Source organism: Stenotrophomonas sp. YJH_SMC_8, assembly GCF_059371315.1.
Window position 1 is genome coordinate 1 of the sequence record NZ_JCAFUL010000027.1, and the last position, 18,878, is coordinate 18,878.

Below are 18,878 nucleotides of genomic sequence, written 5' to 3' on the forward strand. Positions count from 1 at the left end.
CAACTGTTCGGGCGGATCAGGGAGAAACCGGCGCGGAGATCCTTGCTACAGAGCGATCGAAAAGACCTAGAGCCGAACGGTCGTCCGCGCCGGGCTCTCGGCACCTAAGGTGCCAGAGTCGGAAGAGATAAGAGCCGAGCCCATGCCCGGCTGCTTTGCCTGGCATCGCCAGCCGAGCATGGGCTCGGCTCTACAGGTTCCGCCTGTGGCGGCGGATTGGTCGGCATCTGTATCTATGGCGACTGATGAATCGGGATTACGGTGGAAACAGATCCCCCTCTCCCCGAGCGCCGCCATGCCCACCGCCCTGCCCCTGCGTCTGCTGCAACTGATCATCGGCCTGTTCCTGTATGGCTTCGGCGCCTCGCTGATGATCCGTGCAGCGATCGGCGTGGCCCCGTGGGACGTGTTGTCGCAGGGCATCGCCACACAGACACCGCTGTCGTTCGGCCTGGCCACCAATGTGATCGGCGCGCTGGTGCTGCTGCTCTGGTGGCCATTGCGACAGAAGCCGGGCGTCGGCACCGTGCTCAACGTGATGCTGATCGGCCCGTCCGCGCAGTTCGGCCTGTGGCTTCTCCCCCCGGCGGTCGGCCTTGGCTGGCAGCTGGCGATGTTCTGCGCCGGCATGCTGCTGGTCGCCCTGGCCACCGGCCTTTACATCGGCGCCAAGCTGGGGCCCGGCCCGCGCGACGGCCTGATGACCGGCCTGCACGCCCGCACCGGCTGGCCGATCTGGAAGGTACGCAGCCTGATCGAGGGCAGCGTGCTGCTGCTGGGCTGGTGGCTCGGCGGCAACGTCGGTGTCGGCACCCTCGCCTTCGCCCTGCTGATCGGCCCAATGTGCGGGATAACGCTGGGCTGGTTCGGGATTGGCCGGCCGCTGCCGGCGGGCAGCGCCGGGCCACGCCCGGCGAGCGCGCAGCGCGGCCACGGGTAGCCGCGTCGCCGGCCATGGCCCGGCGCTACCGATTCGCCAGCCCCTTGCCCCGGCCGCCGTTTCCCGGCACGCTTCGCGCTTCCGTACGCAAGCGTATCGACCATGTCGCCAGCCAACGAAAGCGCCTATCCCCATCTGTTCGCCCCGCTGGACCTGGGGTTCACCCAGCTGCGCAATCGCGTGCTGATGGGTTCGATGCACACCGGCCTGGAAGATCGCGCCCGCGACTTCCCGCGCCTGGCAGCCTATTTCGCCGAGCGCGCCGAGGGCGGTGTCGGCCTGATCGTCACCGGCGGCTTCGCGCCCAACGTGGTGGGCTGGCTGAAGCCATTCGGCGGCAAGCTGTCCTGGCCCTGGGAAGTACGCCCGCACCGGCAACTCACCGCCGCCGCACACCAGCATGGTGCGAAGATCTGCCTGCAGTTGCTGCATGCCGGCCGCTATGCCTACCACCCCCTGTCGGTGGCACCGTCGAAGCTGAAGGCGCCGATCAATCCGTTCACCCCGCGTGCGCTGTCGGCCAGCGGCGTCGAGCGGCATATCGCCGACTACGCGCGCAGCGCAAAGCTGGCCCGCGAAGCCGGCTACGACGGCGTCGAAGTGATGGGCTCGGAGGGCTACCTCATCAACGAGTTCATCGCCCCGCGCACCAACAAGCGCTCCGACCGCTGGGGTGGCGACGCCAACCAACGCATGCGCTTTGCGGTGGAGATCGTGCGCCGCATCCGCGAGGCCTGCGGGCCGGACTTCATCATCATCTACCGCCTGTCGCTGGTGGACCTGGTGGAAGACGGCAGCAACTGGGAAGAGATCGTGCAGCAGGCGCAGGCCATCGAGGCCGCCGGCGCGACGATCATCAATTCCGGCATCGGCTGGCACGAGGCGCGCATCCCGACCATCGCCACCTCGGTGCCGCGCGCGGCCTTTGCCGGCGTCACCGCCAAGCTCAAGCCGCATGTGAAGGTGCCGCTGGTGGCAACCAACCGCATCAACATGCCCGAGGTCGCCGAGCGCATCCTGGCCGATGGCGGTGCCGACATGGTGTCGCTGGCGCGCCCGCTGCTGGCCGACCCGCAGTGGCCGAACAAGGCCCGAGCCGGCCGCCCCGAGGCGATCAACACCTGCATCGCCTGCAACCAGGCCTGCCTGGACCACGTGTTCGAGAACAAGCTGGCCAGCTGCCTGGTCAATCCGCGGGCCGCACACGAGACCGAGCTGGTCTACCACCCTGCTGCCACGCCGAAAAAGGTTGCGGTGGTCGGCGCCGGCCCGGCCGGCCTGGCCTGCGCCACGGTAGCCGCCGAGCGCGGCCACCAGGTCACCCTGTTCGATGCCAACGACGAGATCGGTGGCCAGTTCAACGTGGCCAAGCGCATCCCCGGCAAGGAAGAGTTCCACGAGACCCTGCGCTACTTCCGCCACAAGCTGGCTGAAACCGGCGTGCAGCTGCGCCTTGGCACGCGAGCGGATGCGGCCAGCCTGGCCGGCTTCGACGAGGTGGTGCTGGCCACCGGCATCACCCCGCGCAAGGTCGACTTCCCCGGTGCCGACCACGCCAAGGTGGTCAGCTACCTGGACGTGCTGCTGGGCCGGGTCACGGTGGGCGCCAATGCAGCGATCATCGGCGCCGGCGGCATCGGCTTCGATGTCGGCGAGTTCCTCAGCCACGCCGGTGAGTCCCCCTCGCTGGACCCACAGCGCTGGATGGCCGAATGGGGCGTGGACAGTACCTTCGAGACCCGCGGATCCCTGGCGCGGGCGCAGGCCGAGGCCTCGCCGCGCCGGCTGTGGCTGCTGCAGCGCAGCCCGGGCAAGCCCGGTGCGCGGCTGGGCAAGACCACCGGCTGGATCCATCGCGCCACGCTGAAGGCCAAGGGCGTGCGCATGCTCGGCGGCGTCGAGTACCTGGGTGTTGACGATGAAGGCCTGCGCATCCGCGTTGAGGGCAGCGAACAGCTGCTGCCGGTCGATCAGGTGGTGATCTGCGCCGGGCAGGAACCGAATCGTGCGCTGCAGGCGGAGCTGCAGGCCGCTGGCATCAGCGCGACGCTGATCGGTGGCGCCGATGTGGCCGCAGAACTGGATGCAAAACGGGCCATCGACCAGGGCAGTCGGGTCGCCGCCGCGCTCTGATGAGTGCCTGAATGGGTGACGGAATGTGATTTCCGTCACCCCTCCCGAACCTGAATGTCAAGCCGGGCGGTTCACGATGCGTTCGGCTATCCCCCCCTACCTTGCGCCATCTTCCGCTCACCAGCCAGTTTCCGGTGAGCCGGTGCGGCCCCCTCGATCGGTACTGATCGTTTCTTTTGGGGCCGCCCACGGGGCGGCCCCGATGGCCGCCTCCCCATGACGCCAAGTCGTACCCCGCGTCCTGTCGCCCCCGCGACCGGAAGTGGAGAGTGCGGCCCATACGGAGCAAGGAGTTATATGAAACTGGCCTGGATTCTCTGGCTGTCGCAGTTGTTGCCGCAGCCGGCCGCTGATTCATTGTGTTTGAGCACCACCGTTTACCTGGAAGCCCGCGACCAGACCCTGCGCGGCCAGCAGGCCGTTGCCGAGGTCGCCCTGCGCCGTCTCGACAGTGGCCTGTGGGGCGACTCGATGTGCCAGGTGGTCACCGCGCGCAAGCAGTTCGCACCGACCATCGTCTCCCCCGGCACCCAGCTGGGCAACGACGCGGCCTGGAGCGAGGCGATGAACGTGGCCTTCGACGCCGAGCGCAACTGGGCGCTGCCGGCCGGCGAGCGCCGCGAGATCGTGCCCGGTGCCAGCCACTTCGCCGCGTTGTCCATCGCCAGCCCGAACTGGCGCAACGCCTACCAGGTGGCCACCATCGGCGATCACACCTTCTATAAGGTGCAGAACCTCAAGCCGCGGCAGTCGTAACGATCCGTGCTGGCGGCAGCGTTGCCGCCCGCCGGCAGGCTCTGGGATAGTGGGCGTTTCCCGCCCGCATCACCTGGAGTTCCCATGAAGCTGTACAGCAAGCCCGGTGCCTGTTCCACCGCCGACCACATCGCCCTGCAGTGGACCGGCCAGCCGTTCGAGGTCGAACTGCTGAACAAGGACACCCTGAAGGGTCCGGAATTCCTCAAGATCAATCCGGCCGGCGCGGTGCCCGCGCTGGTCGATGGCGACTTCGTGCTGCTGCAGAACGCCGCGATCATGGGCTATATCGCCGACACCTATCCGCAGGCCGGCCTCGGCGGTGATGGCAGCCCGCGACAGCGTGCCGAAGCCACCCGCTGGCTGGCCTTCGTCAATTCCGACGTGCACCCGGCCTTCTCGCCGCTGTTCGCACCGGGCAAGTTCATCGCCGACGAAAGCCAGTTCGATGCAATCCGCGCCGCCGCACACAAGCGCCTGCGTGGCCTGTTCGAGACCGCCGACAAGCAGCTGGCCGACAAGCCGTGGCTGGCCGGCTTCCGCAGTTTCGCCGACCCGTACTTCTACATCACCCTGCGCTGGGCCGCCGGCACCAAGGTCGACCTGTCCGGCCTGGACAACCTGGCCGCCTACAAGGCACGCATGGACGCCGATGCCGGTGTGCAGGCCGCGCTGAAGGCCGAAGGCCTGGCCTGAGGATGCCCCGGGTCAGGGTCGTTCGCGTGGCGAACGGATCTGACCCCGCGGCCCGCAGAACGCGGGGTCGGATCCGCCTGCACCGCAGGCGGCTCTGACCCCATCAGCTCCATCGTCACACTCAGCCGATCTGGCGGATCACTTCACCGTTGGCGTCGCGCAGGTAGGTTGGCACTACTTCGACGCGCAGCGCTCCCGCCACCGGGTAGATGCCACGTTCGGCACGCACGCCTGCCAGGGCCTGCAGCCCCGTCTCGTCCAGGGCCCAGCGCGCGCGGTCGGCCGACACTTCGCCCACGTCACCGCGCCCGGCTGGAATGAACTCCCACTGCCGCTCGCGGCTGGCCAGTTCCAGCGACTTTCCGTGGCGCAGGCGCAGCGGCAGCAGTTCGCAGACGCTGGCGACCTGGCCCGCGCCGAGCATCAGGGTGGTGACGCCGGCCTCCTGCCTCCAGTCCAACGTCTCGATGAACAGCATGCCGGTGCTGGAGCCCTCGCGCTCGCTGCCGGCCTGCACCTGGGCTGCCAGTGCCGGATCCTCCAGCAGGTTGCGACGGTGCAGATCACTGATCCACAGCGGCATCGCCGGCTGCAGCGCCTGCAGCACACCGCGCGTCGACCAGCGCTTGACCGCCTCCATCTCTTCGTCGGTCAGGCCGACCAGTTGCAGGAACTGCAGGTGGCCATTGGCGGTGTCGCGCGCAGGCAACTGCGGATCGGCAATGAAGGCCAGGTGGCACAGGCGCGTGTCGGTCTCCAGCGCGATCGGGCCGTTGGCATTCAGATGGTGACCATCCTCGAACACGTTGCCGCTGCCAAACACGTAGCGCGCCAGGTTCTGCAGCAGGTTCATCGGCCACACCGGCGGCGTGCTGCCGGCGTGTTCACCGGCTTCGGCAGCGAGGCGGAAGGTCAGCTCGAAACCATAGCCGCTGGCGGCGGCATCACTGCTCTCCTTGGTGTACAGCTCGGAGAAGCCGTAGGTGATGTAGTGCCAGTGCGGTACCGGCGCATCCACCCAGTACACGCTGATGCCATCCAGCGGGTCCTGGCCACCGAGCGTGTAAGGCAGCGCGGTGCCGAAATGACGCGGCTCCTGCCCGGCATACAGGGGCGCCAGCGCCGCATTGATCGCGTCCCAGCCGGGGGTATCGGTGTCGTCGTGGTCGTCCTGCACGTGGGACTCCTTGTGGGGAAGTGAACCGATCACTTTACGCGGTGGGTCAGGCCTGCACGACCTCATTGCCAGCGTTCACCACCGCCGCCTGGGTTTCCTGCCACCAGCGCTGCGCCAGCGCCGGGCTGCGCGCCTTTCCCACCGCGGCCAGCAGCTCCGGGCACAGGCGTTCCAACGCCAGTGCATCGGTGCAGCGTTCAATCTTCAACTGCATGAAGTAGCCCTTCAGGCCGAGGTGGCGCCGCACCGCCTCGCTCATCGCGTCGTACAACTGCTGGTACAACGCCGGATCCTGTTCGCGGCCGGTGCTGATGCCACGCGCCGGTGCCACCTCGGCATTGCCACCGATCACTTCGATCAGGCCCTGCGCTTCCAGCTGCTCCAGTGCATCGGCCGGTGCGCGCAGGCCTTCGAACAGGCCGCGCAGTTCGGTGTCGTCGCGATGGCCATCGACCATCAGCAGGATCGAGCGCAGTGCTGCCGGCAGGCGCCGGCCACGGTCTTCGATTTCCTGACGGCCAGCAGCCGTCTTGGCGTGCAGCAATGCCATTGCATCCCCCCAATCCTTGATGCGCTTCACCTGCGCGCCCTGGCGGGCGCGCTCCCCTGGGGCCGAGCTTAGCGCACCGGTTGCCGGGAGGAAGCTGCGGTGCAGCAACACCCTCCTCTGTAGAGCCGAGCCCATGCTCGGCTGCTTTGGCGAGGCATGCGGAGCCGAGCATCGGCTCGGCTCTACAGAAGCAGGTCAGCGCCCCAGCGCCCGGCGGATCTCCTCCAGCGCGCTGGGATCATCCAGCGTCGACAGGTCGCCCGGATCACGCTGTTCGGCCAGCGCCTGCAGCGAGCGCCGCAACAACTTGCCCGACCGGGTCTTGGGCAGTGCGTTGACCACATGCACATGCGCCGGGCGCGCGACCGCGCCGAGCGAGGTGGTCACCGTGGCCATCATCTCCGCCACCACCGGCGCCGGATCCTCACCGTTGAGCCCCTGCTTGAGGGTGACGAACACCAGCGGCACCTGCCCCTTCAACTCGTCCTTGACCCCGATCACCGCCGCCTCGGCCACGCGCGGATGGCTGGAAATGGCTTCCTCGATCTCACGCGTGCCGAGGCGATGCCCGGCCACGTTGATCACATCATCAGTGCGCCCCAGGATGAAGGTGTAGCCATCGTCGTCGCGGATCGCCCAGTCCAGCGAGCTGTACAACAGTTCCTTGAAGTGGCTGAAGTAGCTCTGCAGGAAGCGGCTGTCATCGTTCCACACGGTGCTCATGCAACCCGGCGGCAACGGTGGCGACACCACCAGCACGCCCTTCTGCCCCGGCGCGACCTCCTCGCCGGTGTTCTCGTCGATCACCTTCATCCGGTAACCGAGATTGGGGAAACCGGGCGAACCGAAGCGCACCGGCTTCATTTCCAGGCCCGGCAGCAGGGTCAGCGCCGGCCAGCCGGTTTCGGTCTGCCAGTAGTTGTCGATGATCGGCTTGCCCAGTGCCTCGCTGATCCAGTGCGCGGTGGGTTCGTCCAGTGGCTCGCCGGCCAGGAACAGGTACTTCAGTGCGCCCAGGTCATGCCGGTGGATGAAGTCCGCGTCGTGCTTCTTCAGCACCCGGATGGCGGTAGGCGAAGAGAACATCGTACGCACGTTGTACTGCTCGCACAGCGCCCACCAGATGCCCGGATCGGGATTGGTCGGCAGCCCTTCGTACAGCAGCGAGGTGCAGCCACCGATCAGCGGGCCGTAGACGTTGTAGGAATGGCCGACGGCCCAGCCGACGTCGGAGGTGGAAAACATCACCTGCCCTGGCTTGCAGTCGAACACGGTTTCCATCGACTGCGCCATCGCCACCGCATAGCCACCGACATCACGCTGCACGCCCTTCGGCTTGCCGGTGGTGCCGGAGGTATACAGCAGGTAGCTCGGCTCGCTCGCTTCCAGCCACTGCACCGGTACATCGACCTCACCGAGCTGCGCGCGCAGCGTGGCGTACTCCACGTCACGGCCCGGCACGCGCGGTTCGGCTGCGTCCAGTCCGCGCGACACGATCAGCACGTGCGGTGGTGGTGAGGCTGCTTCGGCGCAGGCGGCGTCGACCATCGGCTTGTACGGAATCAGCTTGCGACCGCGCATGCCTGCATCGGCCGCGATCAGCAGCTTGGGCTTGGCGTCGTCGATGCGCAGCGCCAGGTTGTGCGCGGCGAAGCCACCGAACACCACCGAGTGCACCGCACCGATGCGCGCGCAGGCCAGCATCGCGAACACGGCTTCGGCCATGTTCGGCATGTAGATCACCACGCGGTCGCCGTGGCCGACACCGAGGTGCTTGAGCACTGCGGCGAAATCGTTCACTTCGCGGTACAGCTGGCGATAGGTGATCTCGCGTGTGCTGTTGGTCTCGGTGGAGATGGCGACAAGCGCAAGCTGGTCGGCGCGCTCGGCCAGGTGGCGGTCGACGGCGTTGTAGCAGAGATTGGTTTCACCACCAACGAACCAGCGCCGGAATGGCGGGTTGCTGTAGTCGAGCACCTGCTGCGGCGGTTTGTGCCAATGGATGCGCTTGGCTTCCTCGCCCCAGAAGGCCTCCGGCTCGTCGATCGAGCGACGGTAGGTTTCCTCGTAGTTCATGACGCAGCCCTCCCAGACAAAGTCATGGGTTCGAGGATAGTCCGGCGCTGGCGCGCGGGCCGCCCTACCTTGGTAGGGGGTGGGTTTGTTCTGCAGGGCTTTGCAGCCCTGCACCCGCAGAAGCCGAAGCCAAAGCAACAGCAGAAGCCGGCTTACTGGGGGATGGCGGGGTGGGTCCGGTGGCGGGAGACGCCGTAAACCCGTCCATGGGGGCTTGGCCGCGGCATCCATGCCGCGGACACTCCCGCCACCGGACCCACCCCGCCTTCGACAGTTTCCTGCCATCTGTCGGAACGGCGGATTGCGCTGGCAGGTGTCGACCTTGGTCGACACGGTAGATCCACGCCATGCGTGGATGACTCATTCGATATCTGAAAGAAAAATCGTGTCGACCAAGGTCGACACCTGCCAACAGCCACGCAGAAAAACGGCCACAGTTGCCAACAGCCGCGGGAATCTGTCGAAGGCGGGGCACTGTGGGTTTGCGGGGTGTGAGCGGCATGGATGCCGCGACCAAGCCCCCATGGATGGGTTCACGGCGTCCCCGCACACCCACAGTGCCCCGCCACCCCACGGAATGCCGCTTTGGTTTTTGACGTTGCCGTTGCTGTTGCTTGAAAGCTTCGGCAGGTGCAGGGCTGCAAGCCCTGCCGACCCCCTAGAACGGAGCCGCGGACTCGAACGCGAGCGCCTCGCCCGTCAGCGGATGCGTAAACCGCAGGCTGCGCGCATGCAGATGCACGCGTTGCGCCGGTGCCGCGTCATACAGCACGTCGCCGACGATGGGATGGCCGAGGCTGGCCATGTGCAGCCGCAGCTGATGGCTGCGGCCAGTGATCGGTTCCAGCGCCACGCGCGTGCGCTGCGCTTCAGCATCACGGGCCAGCACGCGCCAACGCGTCAGCGCCGGCTTGCCGCGCTCATGGTCGATCATCTGCTTCGGCCGGTTCGGCCAGTCCACGATCAATGGCAGGTCCACTTCGCCGGCATCGCCCTCAAGCAGGCCCTGCACAACGGCTTCGTAGCACTTGCCGACCTGGCGCTGCTCGAACTGCATCGACAACGCCGCCTGCATGTCCTTGCCACGCGCATGCAGCAGCAGGCCGGAAGTCACCTGGTCCAGCCGGTGCACGGTCAAGGCATCCGGATACAGCGCCTGCAGGCGCGCGACCACACAGTCCTGGTTCTCGGCGCTGCGGCCAGGCACGGACAGCAGGCCGGCCGGCTTCTCGGCCACCAGCAGCGCGTCATCGATGTAATGCAGGTGGATCATGCGTTTCCAGGAATTCCAAACAAAAACGGGGAAGCCGAAGCCTCCCCGTTTTCTGCGGACCGACCAACGGTCGGTACCCACCTTGATGGAAGAGGTACCGGCTCGAGCCGGTACCGCCTGCATCAGCCCAGCAGGTGGGCGACGCCGGCGCGCTCTTCTTCCAGCTCGGCCAGGGTCTTGTCGATGTACTTCTGGCTGAAGTCGTCGATCGGCAGATCCTTCACCAGGGTGTACTTGCCGTTCTCGGTGGTCACCGCGAAGCCGAAGATCACGCCTTCCGGAATGCCGTAGGAACCGTCGGACGGCACGCCCATGGTGACCCACTTGCCGTTGCTGCCCAGCACCCAGTCACGCACGTGGTCGATGGCGGCGTTGGCGGCCGAAGCAGCCGAGGACGAGCCACGGGCTTCGATGATCGCCGCGCCGCGCTTGCCGACGGTCGGGATGAAGGTGTTGGCGTTCCACTCCTGGTCGTTGATCGCATCGGCGATCGACGCACCATCGGCGGTGGCGAAACGGTAGTCCGGGTACATGGTCGGGCTGTGGTTGCCCCACACCACCAGCTTCTCCATGCCACCGACCGGCTTGCCGAGCTTGGTCGACAGCTGGCTCAGCGCGCGGTTGTGGTCCAGGCGCAGCATGGCGGTGAAGTTTTCCGGCTTCAGGTCCGGGGCCGACTTCATGGCGATGTAGGCGTTGGTGTTGGCCGGGTTGCCGACCACCAGCACCTTCACGTCACGGCTGGCGACCTTGTTCAGCGCCGCGCCCTGCGCGGTGAAGATCTTGGCGTTTTCCAGCAGCAGGTCCTTGCGCTCCATGCCCGGACCGCGCGGACGCGCGCCGACCAGCAGGGCGATGTCGGCGTCCTTGAACGCGACTTCGGCGTCATCGGTGCCGACCATGCCGGCCAGCAGCGGGAACGCGCAGTCTTCCAGCTCCATCATCACGCCCTTCAGGGCGGCCTGGGCCTTGTCGACCGGCAGTTCCAGCAGCTGCAGGATGACCGGCTGGTCCTTGCCCAGCATTTCGCCGGAGGCGATGCGGAACAGCAGGGCATAACCGATCTGGCCGGCGGCGCCGGTCACGGCAACACGAACGGGTGCTTTCATGGGGGTTTCCTCTTGCTTGCAAGCGTTTGATGGGGCGCCGCGGGCGGAGCCACGCAGGCCTGGCGGGCGGCGGGGAACAGGGAAACGGCCACCCGTGGGTGGCCGTTTCAAAGGGGGATCAGGCGGCGAGGTGCTTGTTCCACTCGGCGACGCGGTCGGCCTGGGCGGCCAGCACGGCGTCGACGTCGCCTTCCAGGGTGATCGAATGGATCACGTCACCCTGCTTGACCGAATCGACGATGGCCTGGCCTTCCAGGACCTTGCCGAAGACGGTGTGGCGGCCGTCCAGCCAGTCGGTCTTGATGTGGGTGATGAAGAACTGGCTGCCGTTGGTGTTCGGGCCGGCGTTGGCCATCGACAGCGAGCCGACCTCGTGCTTCACGCCATTCTTCTCGTCTTCGAACTTGTAGCCCGGGCCGCCGGTGCCACGACCCTGCGGGCAGCCGCCCTGGATCATGAAGTCGGCGATCACGCGGTGGAAGATCAGGCCGTCATAGAAGCCGTGCTTGACCAGGTTCACGAAGTTGGCCACGGTCAGCGGCGCCTTGTCGGCGAACAGCTCGACCTTGATCGGGCCCTGGGTGGTGTCGAAAGTGGCGATGAGGGACATGAAGATCCTTGATGCAGAGGGGAACGCGTCTAGCCACCTAGTTTACACCTGCCTCGTGGCGGCGGCGGCTTCGACCATCGGTGAAGAACCCGGCTTCAGCCCGCGGATGGGAAGCCCGGTCTCCGGGCCCTGGCGGCCCTGGCCCACGCGGCGGACAGCCAGCTGAATGGGCCCCGTGACGGGTGTGAAATCCACCTTTTCGCGAATCGTCAAGTTCGACGTATAATGCTGGACTTCTTTTTCCAAATCCGGCGCCGACTGGCCCCCTTTCGTATGTCCATCGAAAATCTTCGCAACATCGCCATCGTCGCCCACGTCGACCATGGCAAGACCACCCTGGTCGACCAGCTGCTGAAGCAGTCCGGCACCCTGTCCGAGCGTACCGTCCTCGCCGAGCGCGTGATGGACAGCAACGACCAGGAAAAGGAACGCGGCATCACCATCCTGGCCAAGAACACCGCCATCACCTGGGAAGACAAGAAGACCGGCATCAAGAACCGGATCAACATCGTCGACACCCCCGGCCACGCCGACTTCGGTGGCGAGGTCGAGCGCGTGCTGTCGATGGTCGACACCGTGCTGATCCTGGTCGATGCGATGGACGGCCCGATGCCGCAGACCCGCTTCGTGACCCAGAAGGCCTTCGCGATGGGCTTCAAGCCGATCGTCGTGGTCAACAAGGTCGACCGTCCGGGCGCCCGTCCGGAATGGGTGATCGACCAGGTCTTCGACCTGTTCGACAAGCTCGGCGCCACCAACGAGCAGCTGGACTTCCCGATCGTCTACGCCTCGGGCCTGAACGGCTATGCCGGCCTGGAAGACACCGTGCGTGACGGCGACATGACCCCGCTGTACGAAGCGATCATGCAGCACGCGCCGCGCCCGGAAGTGGACCCGGAAGGCCCGTTCCAGATGCGCATCAGCCAGCTGGACTACAACAACTTCGTGGGCGTGATCGGCATCGGCCGCATCCAGCGCGGCACCCTGAAGAAGAACATGCAGGTCGCGGTCATCGACCGTGAAGGCAAGAAGCGCAACGGCAAGGTGCTGCAGGTGCTGGGCTTCATGGGCCTGGAGCGCATCGAGCAGGATTCGGCCGAGGCCGGCGACATCGTGGCCATCTCCGGCATCCAGGAGCTGACCATCTCCGACACCATCTGCGCACCGGACTTCCCGGAAGCGCTGCCGGCGCTGACCGTCGACGAGCCGACCATCTCGATGACCTTCCAGGTCAACAACTCGCCGTTCGCCGGCAACAAGGACCTGTCCGGTGGCAAGTTCCTGACCAGCCGCCAGATCAAGGACCGCCTGGACCGTGAAAAGGTCCACAACGTGGCCCTGAAGGTCGAACAGCTGGAAGACGCCGACAAGTTCCTGGTCTCCGGCCGTGGCGAACTGCACCTGTCGGTGCTGATCGAGAACATGCGCCGCGAAGGCTACGAGCTTGCCGTGTCGCGTCCGGAAGTGATCATCAAGGAAATCGACGGCCAGATGATGGAGCCGATCGAGCAACTGGTGGTGGACATCGAAGAAATCCACCAGGGCGGCGTGATGGAAAAGCTGGGCACCCGCAAGGGCCAGCTGAAGAACATGGAATCGGACGGCAAGGGCCGTGTGCGCCTGGAATACTCGATCCCGGCCCGTGGCCTGATCGGCTTCCAGAACGAGTTCAAGACCCTGACCCAGGGTTCGGGCCTGCTGTTCCACGTGTTCGACCATTACGGTCCGAAGGAACAGGGCGCGATCGCCAAGCGCATCAACGGCGTGATGATCGCCAATGCACCGGGCACCACCCCGGCCTACTCGCTGGGCCCGCTGCAGGAACGCGGCAAGCTGTTCGCTGCTGAAGGCGACAACGTGTATGAAGGTCAGCTGGTCGGCATCCACTCCAAGGACAACGACCTGACCGTCAACGCGATCAAGACCAAGCCGCTGACCAACATGCGCGCTTCGGGCAAGGACGATGCGATCCAGCTGACCCCGGCGATCAAGTACTCGCTGGAACAGGCCCTGGACTTCATCGAAGACGATGAGCTGGTCGAGATCACCCCGAAGGAGATCCGCCTGCGCAAGAAGTTCCTGACCGAAAGCGACCGCAAGAAGGCTTCGCGCGGCGGCTGAGCCAGCACCTCGTGAACCAGAGCGGCTACAACCCGGATCCACACCGGCATCCGGGCCTGCATGTCATCGCCCTGCTCGAAGCGAGCAAGGCGATGCTTGCGCTGTTGGCCGCTACCGGGCTGGAAGTGCTCGGGCCGCAGCCGCTGCGGCACGGCATCATGGTCCTGATCCGGCGTTTCAGCCTGGATCCGGACCATGGCACCCTGCCCTCGCTGCTGCACATGATCAGTCCCGACGCGGTCCACCTGGCCGCGGCGGGAATGATCGGCTACGGCCTGCTGCACCTGGTCGAAGCCTGGGGCCTGTGGCGGGCCAAGGCCTGGGCCTCCTGGCTGGGTTGCCTGACCGCCTCGCTGTACCTGCCTTTCGACATCTTCGCGATCATCCGCCATCCCGGCTGGCCGTCGTGGACAATCCTGGCGATCAACCTGATCGTGGTCTACGTCCTCGCCCGCGACCTGCGCAAGCGCCACCGCTGAGCACCGGCTACACTGGGGGTTGGAGCCGACCAAGCCGCCCCATGCGCCCGTCCTTGCCGCCTCTGCTGACCTGCCTGCTCGCCGCGCTGCCTGCGCTGCTTTCGGCTGGCTGCAGCCCGGCCACGCCCAGCGCGCATGCGGCCGAACCTGCGAGCCGCAACGTGCCGTTCCCGTACGCCGAAACCGATGTCGCCGACCTGCAGGCGCGGATGACCGCCGGTGAGCTGGACAGCACCACCCTGACCCAGGCCTACCTGCAGCGCATCGCCAGCCTCGACCGCACCGGGCCACGCCTGCGCGCGGTGATCGAGCTCAACCCCGATGCCCTGAAGGAAGCCGCCGCACGCGACCGCGAGCGCCGCGAAGGACGCCTGCGCGGTCCGCTGCATGGCATCCCCCTGCTGCTGAAGGACAACATCAACGCCGCACCGATGGCCACCAGTGCCGGCTCGCTGGCGCTGCAGGGCTTCCGCCCGGACGACGCCTACCTGGTGCGCCGGCTGCGCGACGCCGGCGCCGTGGTGCTGGGCAAGACCAACCTCAGCGAGTGGGCGAACTTCCGCGGCAACGACTCCATCTCCGGCTGGAGCGCGCGCGGCGGCCAGACCCGCAACCCCTACCGCATCAGCCATTCACCGTGCGGCTCCAGCAGCGGCAGCGCGGTGGCCGTGGCCGCCAACCTGGCCAGCGTGGCGATCGGCACCGAAACCGACGGCAGCATTGTCTGCCCGGCCGCGGTCAACGGCGTGGTTGGCCTGAAGCCGACTGTCGGGCTGGTCAGCCGCGATGGCATCGTGCCGATCTCCTTCAGCCAGGACACCGCCGGACCGATGACACGCAGCGTCGCCGATGCTGCTGCCGTGCTGACCGCGATCGCCGGCCGCGATGACGCCGATCCCGCCACCGCGACCATGCCCGGCCGTGCGGTCTACGACTACACCGCGCGCCTGGACCCGCAGGGCCTGCGCGGCAAACGCATCGGCCTGCTGCAGACGCCGTTGCTGAAATACCGCGGCATGCCGCCGCTGATCGATCAGGCAGCGACCGAGCTGCGTCGCGCTGGTGCCGTCGTGGTACCCGTCGAACTACCCAACCAGGGCGCCTGGGCCGAGGCCGAGCGCACGCTGCTGCTGTACGAATTCAAGGCGGGCCTGGAGCGCTACTTCAGCACCCATCGCGCCCCACTGCGCAGCCTGGCCGAACTGATCGCCTTCAACCAAGCGCACAGCAAGCAGGAACTGGGCCTGTTCGGCCAGGAACTGCTGGTGGAGGCCGACGCCACCGCCGGCCTGGCAGACCCTGCCTACATCCGCGCGCGCAGCGATGCGCGCCGGTTGGCCGGCCCGGAAGGCATTGATGCCGCCCTCGCCGCCCATCAACTCGATGCGCTGGTGGCGCCGACCACTGGCGTCGCATGGGCGATCCGCAGCGAAGGCGACGACTTCCCCGGCGAGAGCTACAGCGCCGCTGCCGTGGCCGGTTATCCCAGCCTGACCGTGCCGATGGGCCAGATCGACGGCCTGCCGGTCGGCCTGCTGTTCATGGGCACCGCCTGGAGTGAGCCGAAGCTGATCGAGATGGCCTACGCCTACGAGCAGCGCACCCGTGCCCGGCGGCCGCCGCACTTCGATACCGATGCGCTGATCGACGCCGGGGAGCCTTGATCCGCCCCCCAGGTAGCGCCGGGCCATGCCCGGCGGATAGAGCGACGCCGCTGCGCTCGCCGGGCACGGCCCGGCGCTACCGTCCGGGTTCCGGCTCCACCGGCACGATCGCGGCCTCGCCATCTTCAGCACCCGGCGACCGCACATCCGCAGCACGCGCACGTGGCGCACGCGGCATGTCCAGCTCATCATCGTGCTTCACGCGTGCACGTACCTGCGGCAGCGCCTGCGGATGCTCACGCGCGAGGAAATCGAGCATGCGCTCGCGCACCAGGCAGCGCAGATCGAACGCATCACCGGAACTGCGCGCGCTGACCAGCAGGCGTACCTGGATCGCGCGTTCACTGGTCTCGGTCACCTGGGTCACGCAGACGCGTCCATCCCACAGCGCCTCGCCACGGCAGATGCGCTCCAGTTCGCTGCGGATCGCCGCGATCGGCGCCCGGTAGTCCAGCCACAGAAACGCCGTGCCGAGCAGATCTGCACTGCGCCGCGTCCAGTTCTGGAACGGGTTCTCGATGAACCAGGTCAGCGGCACCACCATCCGCCGCTCATCCCAGATGCGCACCACTACATAGCTGCTGCCGATCTCCTCGATGCGGCCCCACTCGCCTTCGACGATCACCACGTCATCAAGCCGGATCGGCTGCGTCAGCGCAATCTGCAGGCCGGCGATGAGGTTGCCGAACACCGGCTTGGCCGCGATACCGGCCACCAGGCCGATCAGGCCCGCCGACGCCAGCAGCGCCGTGCCGATCTTCTGCACCATCGGAAAGGTCAACAGCACCAGCGAGGCGCCGAGCACGATGATGCCGCCCATCAGCACGCGACTGAGCACCCGCGTCTGGGTCTGGATGCGGCGTGCCTCCAGGTTGTCGGAGACATCGATGGGATGGCTGCGCAGGATCGCGCGCTCACCCGCCGCCACCGCGCGCACCAGCAACCAGATGAAGCAGGCGGTCAGCGCGATGTGCAGCACATGCTGCAGATTGCCCAGCACAGGATCCTGCAGCGGCGTGGCCTGCAGCGCGGGGATCAACAGCAGCAGTGGCCATGCGGTGGCCATCGGCAGCCCAAGCACACGCCCGATGCGGGCACGCCGGCGATCACGCCCTTTCAGCCGATGATAGATCCAGAGGATCAGCCACGCGCCGATGCCGCCCACTACTGCTGCCAACCCCAACGGCCATGCGTAGGCCTGTGCGCTTTGCCAGTGCACCGTTGCTACCTCCACTCGAACAGCCAAGCGGACAGCCTCGCGCATGGCGCATGAGCGTCACGTCAGCCGTTCGTAAGAAGGGTGTTGGTCGGCAGGGCTTGCAGCCCTGCACCTGCTGCGAACCGAAGCAACAGCAGCAACAGCAACAGCCGAAGCAGAAGCGGGTTTCCTGTGGGATGGCGAGGTGGGTCCGGTTGCGGGAGACGCCGTAAACCCATCCTTGGGGGCTTGGCCGCGGCATCCATGCCGCGGACACTCCCGCAACCGGACCCACCCCGCCTTCGACAGATCTCCGCGATCTGCAGTAGATCCACGCCATGCGTGGATGAATCTCCATCGGAATCGAATATTTCGAATTGGAATCCAAATGCATCCACGCATGGCGTGGATCTACCGTGTCGACCAAGGTCGACACCTACCAACAGCCGCAGGGATCTGTCAGAGGCGGGGCGGTGTGGGTGGGCAGGACCGTTGGCGCCATGGATGGCGCCATCGAGCCCCCAGGGATGGGTTTACGGCGTGTCCTGACCACCCACACCGCCCCGCCATCCCACGGAATGCCGCTTCGGCTTTTGCCGTTGCCGTTGCCGTTGCCGTTGCCGTTGCCGTTGCCGTTGCCGTTGATTGCAGCAGGTGCAGGGCTGCAAGCCCTGCCGAAAAACCCTTACCGCACCTGCTCCTGCTTGCGCACGATCGCCATCGCGATCTCCAGCGACTGCTCGTAATTCAACCGCGGATCCACCGTCGAACGATACGCGCGTTCCAGGTCACGCTCGGTCAGTTCGCGCGCACCACCGGTGCATTCGGTCACGTCCTCGCCGGTCAGTTCCAGGTGCACGCCGCCCAGGCGCGTGCCTGCGGCCGCATGCAGGTCGAACGACATCTCCACTTCGCCACGCACGTTGTCGAAGCGACGCGTCTTGAACCCATTGGCCGTGCTCTCGGTATTGCCATGCATCGCATCGCATACCCACAGCACGCGACGACCATCGCGCTTGACCGCGTCCAGCAGCGGCGGCAGCTTCTCGGCAATCTGCGCGGCGCCCATGCGGTGGATGAAGCTCAGGCGGCCCGGTTCGTCATGCGGGTTGAGCACGTCGATCAGGCGCAGCAACTGGTCCGGTGTCACCGACGGGCCCACCTTGATCGCAATCGGATTGCGCACGCCACGCAGGTACTCCACGTGCGCGCCATCGAGCGCAGCGGTGCGCATGCCGATCCACGGGTAATGCGTGCTCAGGTTCAACCAACCCTGCTGGCGCGGCACCTGACGGGTCAGCGCCTGCTCGTAGGGCAGCAGCAGTGCTTCATGCGAGGTGTAGAAATCGATGCGGTTGAGGTTGTGCACGCGGGCCCCGGCCAGGGTCTCCATGAAGTGCACTGCATCGCCAATCGAGGCCACCATCTTCTGGTACTCGGCGGCCAGCGGCGAATGCCGCACCCACTCCAGGTTCCAGTACTCGGGGTGGTGCAGGTCGGCGAAACCACCGTCGATCAGCGCGCGCACGAAGTTCATCGTCATCGCCGAATGCGCGTGGGCCTGCAGCATCCGCTTCGGGTCCGGCAGGCGTGCCGCTTCGGTGAAGGCCGGCGCGTTGATCACATCGCCGCGGTAGCTGGGCAGGGTCACGCCGTCGCGGGTCTCGGTGTCGGCCGAGCGTGGCTTCGCGTACTGGCCGGCGAAGCGGCCGACACGGATCACCGGCTGGCGCAGGCCGTGCACCAGCACCAGGCTCATCTGCAGCAGCACCTTCAGCCGGTTGGAGATGGTGCCCGATTCGCAGTCGCTGAAATTCTCGGCGCAGTCACCACCCTGCAGCAGGAAGCGCTTGCCTTCCTGGGCCTCGGCCAGCTGCTGCTTCAGCGCCAGGATCTCCCATGAGGTGACCAGCGGCGGCAGCCGCTTCAGCTCGTGCAGGGCCGCGTCCAGCGCCACCGGGTCGGGATAGGTCGGCATCTGCAGCGCGGTCTTGCCACGCCAGCTCTCCGGCGACCAGGCAGCGCCAGCGGCGGTCGCGGCGGGATCGGGGACGGGCGGAACGGCGGACAGGCTCATTGCAGACTTCCGGGATGGG

Annotated in this window: 15 protein-coding genes; 7 read left to right on the top strand and 8 right to left on the bottom strand. The window is 66.8% G+C overall.

Going from position 1 to position 18,878, the window contains the following annotated elements; translation table 11 throughout:
• The first annotated feature begins 295 nt into the window (after positions 1-295).
• From yczE to AC5P88_RS20025, 4 genes are all read left to right on the top strand, one after another.
• On the top strand, positions 296-940 hold the full coding sequence (gene yczE, locus AC5P88_RS20010) for a membrane protein YczE (RefSeq protein WP_106551240.1): 645 nt from the start codon (positions 296-298) through the stop codon (positions 938-940).
• 102 nt (positions 941-1,042) lie between these two features.
• Positions 1,043-3,073, top strand: coding sequence for an FAD-dependent oxidoreductase (locus tag AC5P88_RS20015; protein WP_495225870.1), 2,031 nt, complete (start codon positions 1,043-1,045; stop codon positions 3,071-3,073).
• Positions 3,074-3,370: 297 nt separating this feature from the next.
• A complete protein-coding gene (locus AC5P88_RS20020) occupies positions 3,371-3,829 on the top strand; it encodes a cell wall hydrolase (RefSeq protein WP_004154513.1) in 459 nt (152 codons plus the stop codon).
• Positions 3,830-3,913: 84 nt separating this feature from the next.
• Complete coding sequence (locus AC5P88_RS20025; RefSeq protein ID WP_010483964.1) at positions 3,914-4,525, top strand: glutathione S-transferase N-terminal domain-containing protein; 612 nt, start codon at positions 3,914-3,916, stop codon at positions 4,523-4,525.
• Between the two features lie 121 nt (positions 4,526-4,646).
• On the opposite strand, the gene AC5P88_RS20030 is transcribed toward AC5P88_RS20025, so the two are convergent.
• The 6 genes from AC5P88_RS20030 to AC5P88_RS20055 all read right to left on the bottom strand — a co-directional run bounded on the left by AC5P88_RS20030 (position 4,647) and on the right by AC5P88_RS20055 (position 11,320).
• Positions 4,647-5,702: a suppressor of fused domain protein gene (locus AC5P88_RS20030; protein WP_495225871.1), complete on the bottom strand. Its 1,056-nt coding sequence runs from the start codon at positions 5,700-5,702 to the stop codon at positions 4,647-4,649.
• Positions 5,703-5,748: 46 nt separating this feature from the next.
• Positions 5,749-6,252 (bottom strand): hypothetical protein, encoded by a 504-nt coding sequence (locus AC5P88_RS20035; protein WP_106551243.1) that lies wholly within the window; start codon positions 6,250-6,252, stop codon positions 5,749-5,751.
• Between the two features lie 195 nt (positions 6,253-6,447).
• Complete coding sequence (gene prpE / locus AC5P88_RS20040; protein ID WP_106551438.1) at positions 6,448-8,328, bottom strand: propionate--CoA ligase; 1,881 nt, start codon at positions 8,326-8,328, stop codon at positions 6,448-6,450.
• Positions 8,329-8,986: 658 nt separating this feature from the next.
• The gene (locus AC5P88_RS20045; RefSeq protein WP_106551370.1) at positions 8,987-9,601 is read right to left on the bottom strand and encodes an RluA family pseudouridine synthase; all 615 of its coding nucleotides are present in this window, start codon (positions 9,599-9,601) and stop codon (positions 8,987-8,989) included.
• 122 nt (positions 9,602-9,723) lie between these two features.
• Complete coding sequence (locus AC5P88_RS20050) at positions 9,724-10,710, bottom strand: malate dehydrogenase (protein ID WP_004153634.1); 987 nt, start codon at positions 10,708-10,710, stop codon at positions 9,724-9,726.
• A gap of 118 nt (positions 10,711-10,828) precedes the next feature.
• On the bottom strand, positions 10,829-11,320 hold the full coding sequence (locus AC5P88_RS20055) for a peptidylprolyl isomerase (RefSeq protein WP_005408225.1): 492 nt from the start codon (positions 11,318-11,320) through the stop codon (positions 10,829-10,831).
• Positions 11,321-11,593: 273 nt separating this feature from the next.
• Between AC5P88_RS20055 and typA the strand changes: the two genes are divergently transcribed.
• Genes typA through AC5P88_RS20070 form a run of 3 tightly spaced genes read left to right on the top strand, consistent with a single transcriptional unit; the run spans position 11,594 to position 15,584 of the window.
• Positions 11,594-13,441, top strand: a complete 1,848-nt coding sequence (typA, locus tag AC5P88_RS20060) for a translational GTPase TypA (RefSeq protein ID WP_010483969.1) — start codon at positions 11,594-11,596, stop codon at positions 13,439-13,441.
• 11 nt (positions 13,442-13,452) lie between these two features.
• Positions 13,453-13,920, top strand: a complete 468-nt coding sequence (locus AC5P88_RS20065) for a DUF2127 domain-containing protein (protein ID WP_005415426.1) — start codon at positions 13,453-13,455, stop codon at positions 13,918-13,920.
• A 41-nt stretch (positions 13,921-13,961) separates the two neighbouring features.
• Positions 13,962-15,584: an amidase gene (locus AC5P88_RS20070; RefSeq protein WP_106551368.1), complete on the top strand. Its 1,623-nt coding sequence runs from the start codon at positions 13,962-13,964 to the stop codon at positions 15,582-15,584.
• Between the two features lie 76 nt (positions 15,585-15,660).
• Here AC5P88_RS20070 and AC5P88_RS20075 read toward each other — a convergent pair whose 3' ends face one another.
• Positions 15,661-16,848 carry a mechanosensitive ion channel family protein gene (locus AC5P88_RS20075; protein WP_343125586.1) on the bottom strand — a complete coding sequence of 396 codons (1,188 nt, stop codon included), beginning with the start codon at positions 16,846-16,848 and terminating at the stop codon, positions 15,661-15,663.
• Between the two features lie 619 nt (positions 16,849-17,467).
• Complete coding sequence (locus AC5P88_RS20080) at positions 17,468-18,859, bottom strand: class II 3-deoxy-7-phosphoheptulonate synthase (protein ID WP_180850926.1); 1,392 nt, start codon at positions 18,857-18,859, stop codon at positions 17,468-17,470.
• Between the last annotated feature and the right edge of the window lie 19 nt (positions 18,860-18,878).

Excerpts from the sequence above, each read along its gene's own strand:
- yczE (WP_106551240.1), top strand. The coding sequence starts at position 296 with ATGCCCACCGCCCTGCCCCTGCGTCTGCTGCAACTGATCATCGGCCTG.
- AC5P88_RS20015 (WP_495225870.1), top strand. The coding sequence starts at position 1,043 with ATGTCGCCAGCCAACGAAAGCGCCTATCCCCATCTGTTCGCCCCGCTG.
- AC5P88_RS20020 (WP_004154513.1), top strand. The coding sequence starts at position 3,371 with ATGAAACTGGCCTGGATTCTCTGGCTGTCGCAGTTGTTGCCGCAGCCG.
- AC5P88_RS20025 (WP_010483964.1), top strand. The coding sequence starts at position 3,914 with ATGAAGCTGTACAGCAAGCCCGGTGCCTGTTCCACCGCCGACCACATC.
- AC5P88_RS20035 (WP_106551243.1), bottom strand. The coding sequence starts at position 6,252 with ATGGCATTGCTGCACGCCAAGACGGCTGCTGGCCGTCAGGAAATCGAA.
- prpE (WP_106551438.1), bottom strand. The coding sequence starts at position 8,328 with ATGAACTACGAGGAAACCTACCGTCGCTCGATCGACGAGCCGGAGGCC.
- AC5P88_RS20045 (WP_106551370.1), bottom strand. The coding sequence starts at position 9,601 with ATGATCCACCTGCATTACATCGATGACGCGCTGCTGGTGGCCGAGAAG.
- AC5P88_RS20050 (WP_004153634.1), bottom strand. The coding sequence starts at position 10,710 with ATGAAAGCACCCGTTCGTGTTGCCGTGACCGGCGCCGCCGGCCAGATC.
- AC5P88_RS20055 (WP_005408225.1), bottom strand. The coding sequence starts at position 11,320 with ATGTCCCTCATCGCCACTTTCGACACCACCCAGGGCCCGATCAAGGTC.
- typA (WP_010483969.1), top strand. The coding sequence starts at position 11,594 with ATGTCCATCGAAAATCTTCGCAACATCGCCATCGTCGCCCACGTCGAC.
- AC5P88_RS20070 (WP_106551368.1), top strand. The coding sequence starts at position 13,962 with ATGCGCCCGTCCTTGCCGCCTCTGCTGACCTGCCTGCTCGCCGCGCTG.
- AC5P88_RS20075 (WP_343125586.1), bottom strand. The coding sequence starts at position 16,848 with ATGCGCGAGGCTGTCCGCTTGGCTGTTCGAGTGGAGGTAGCAACGGTG.
- AC5P88_RS20080 (WP_180850926.1), bottom strand. The coding sequence starts at position 18,859 with ATGAGCCTGTCCGCCGTTCCGCCCGTCCCCGATCCCGCCGCGACCGCC.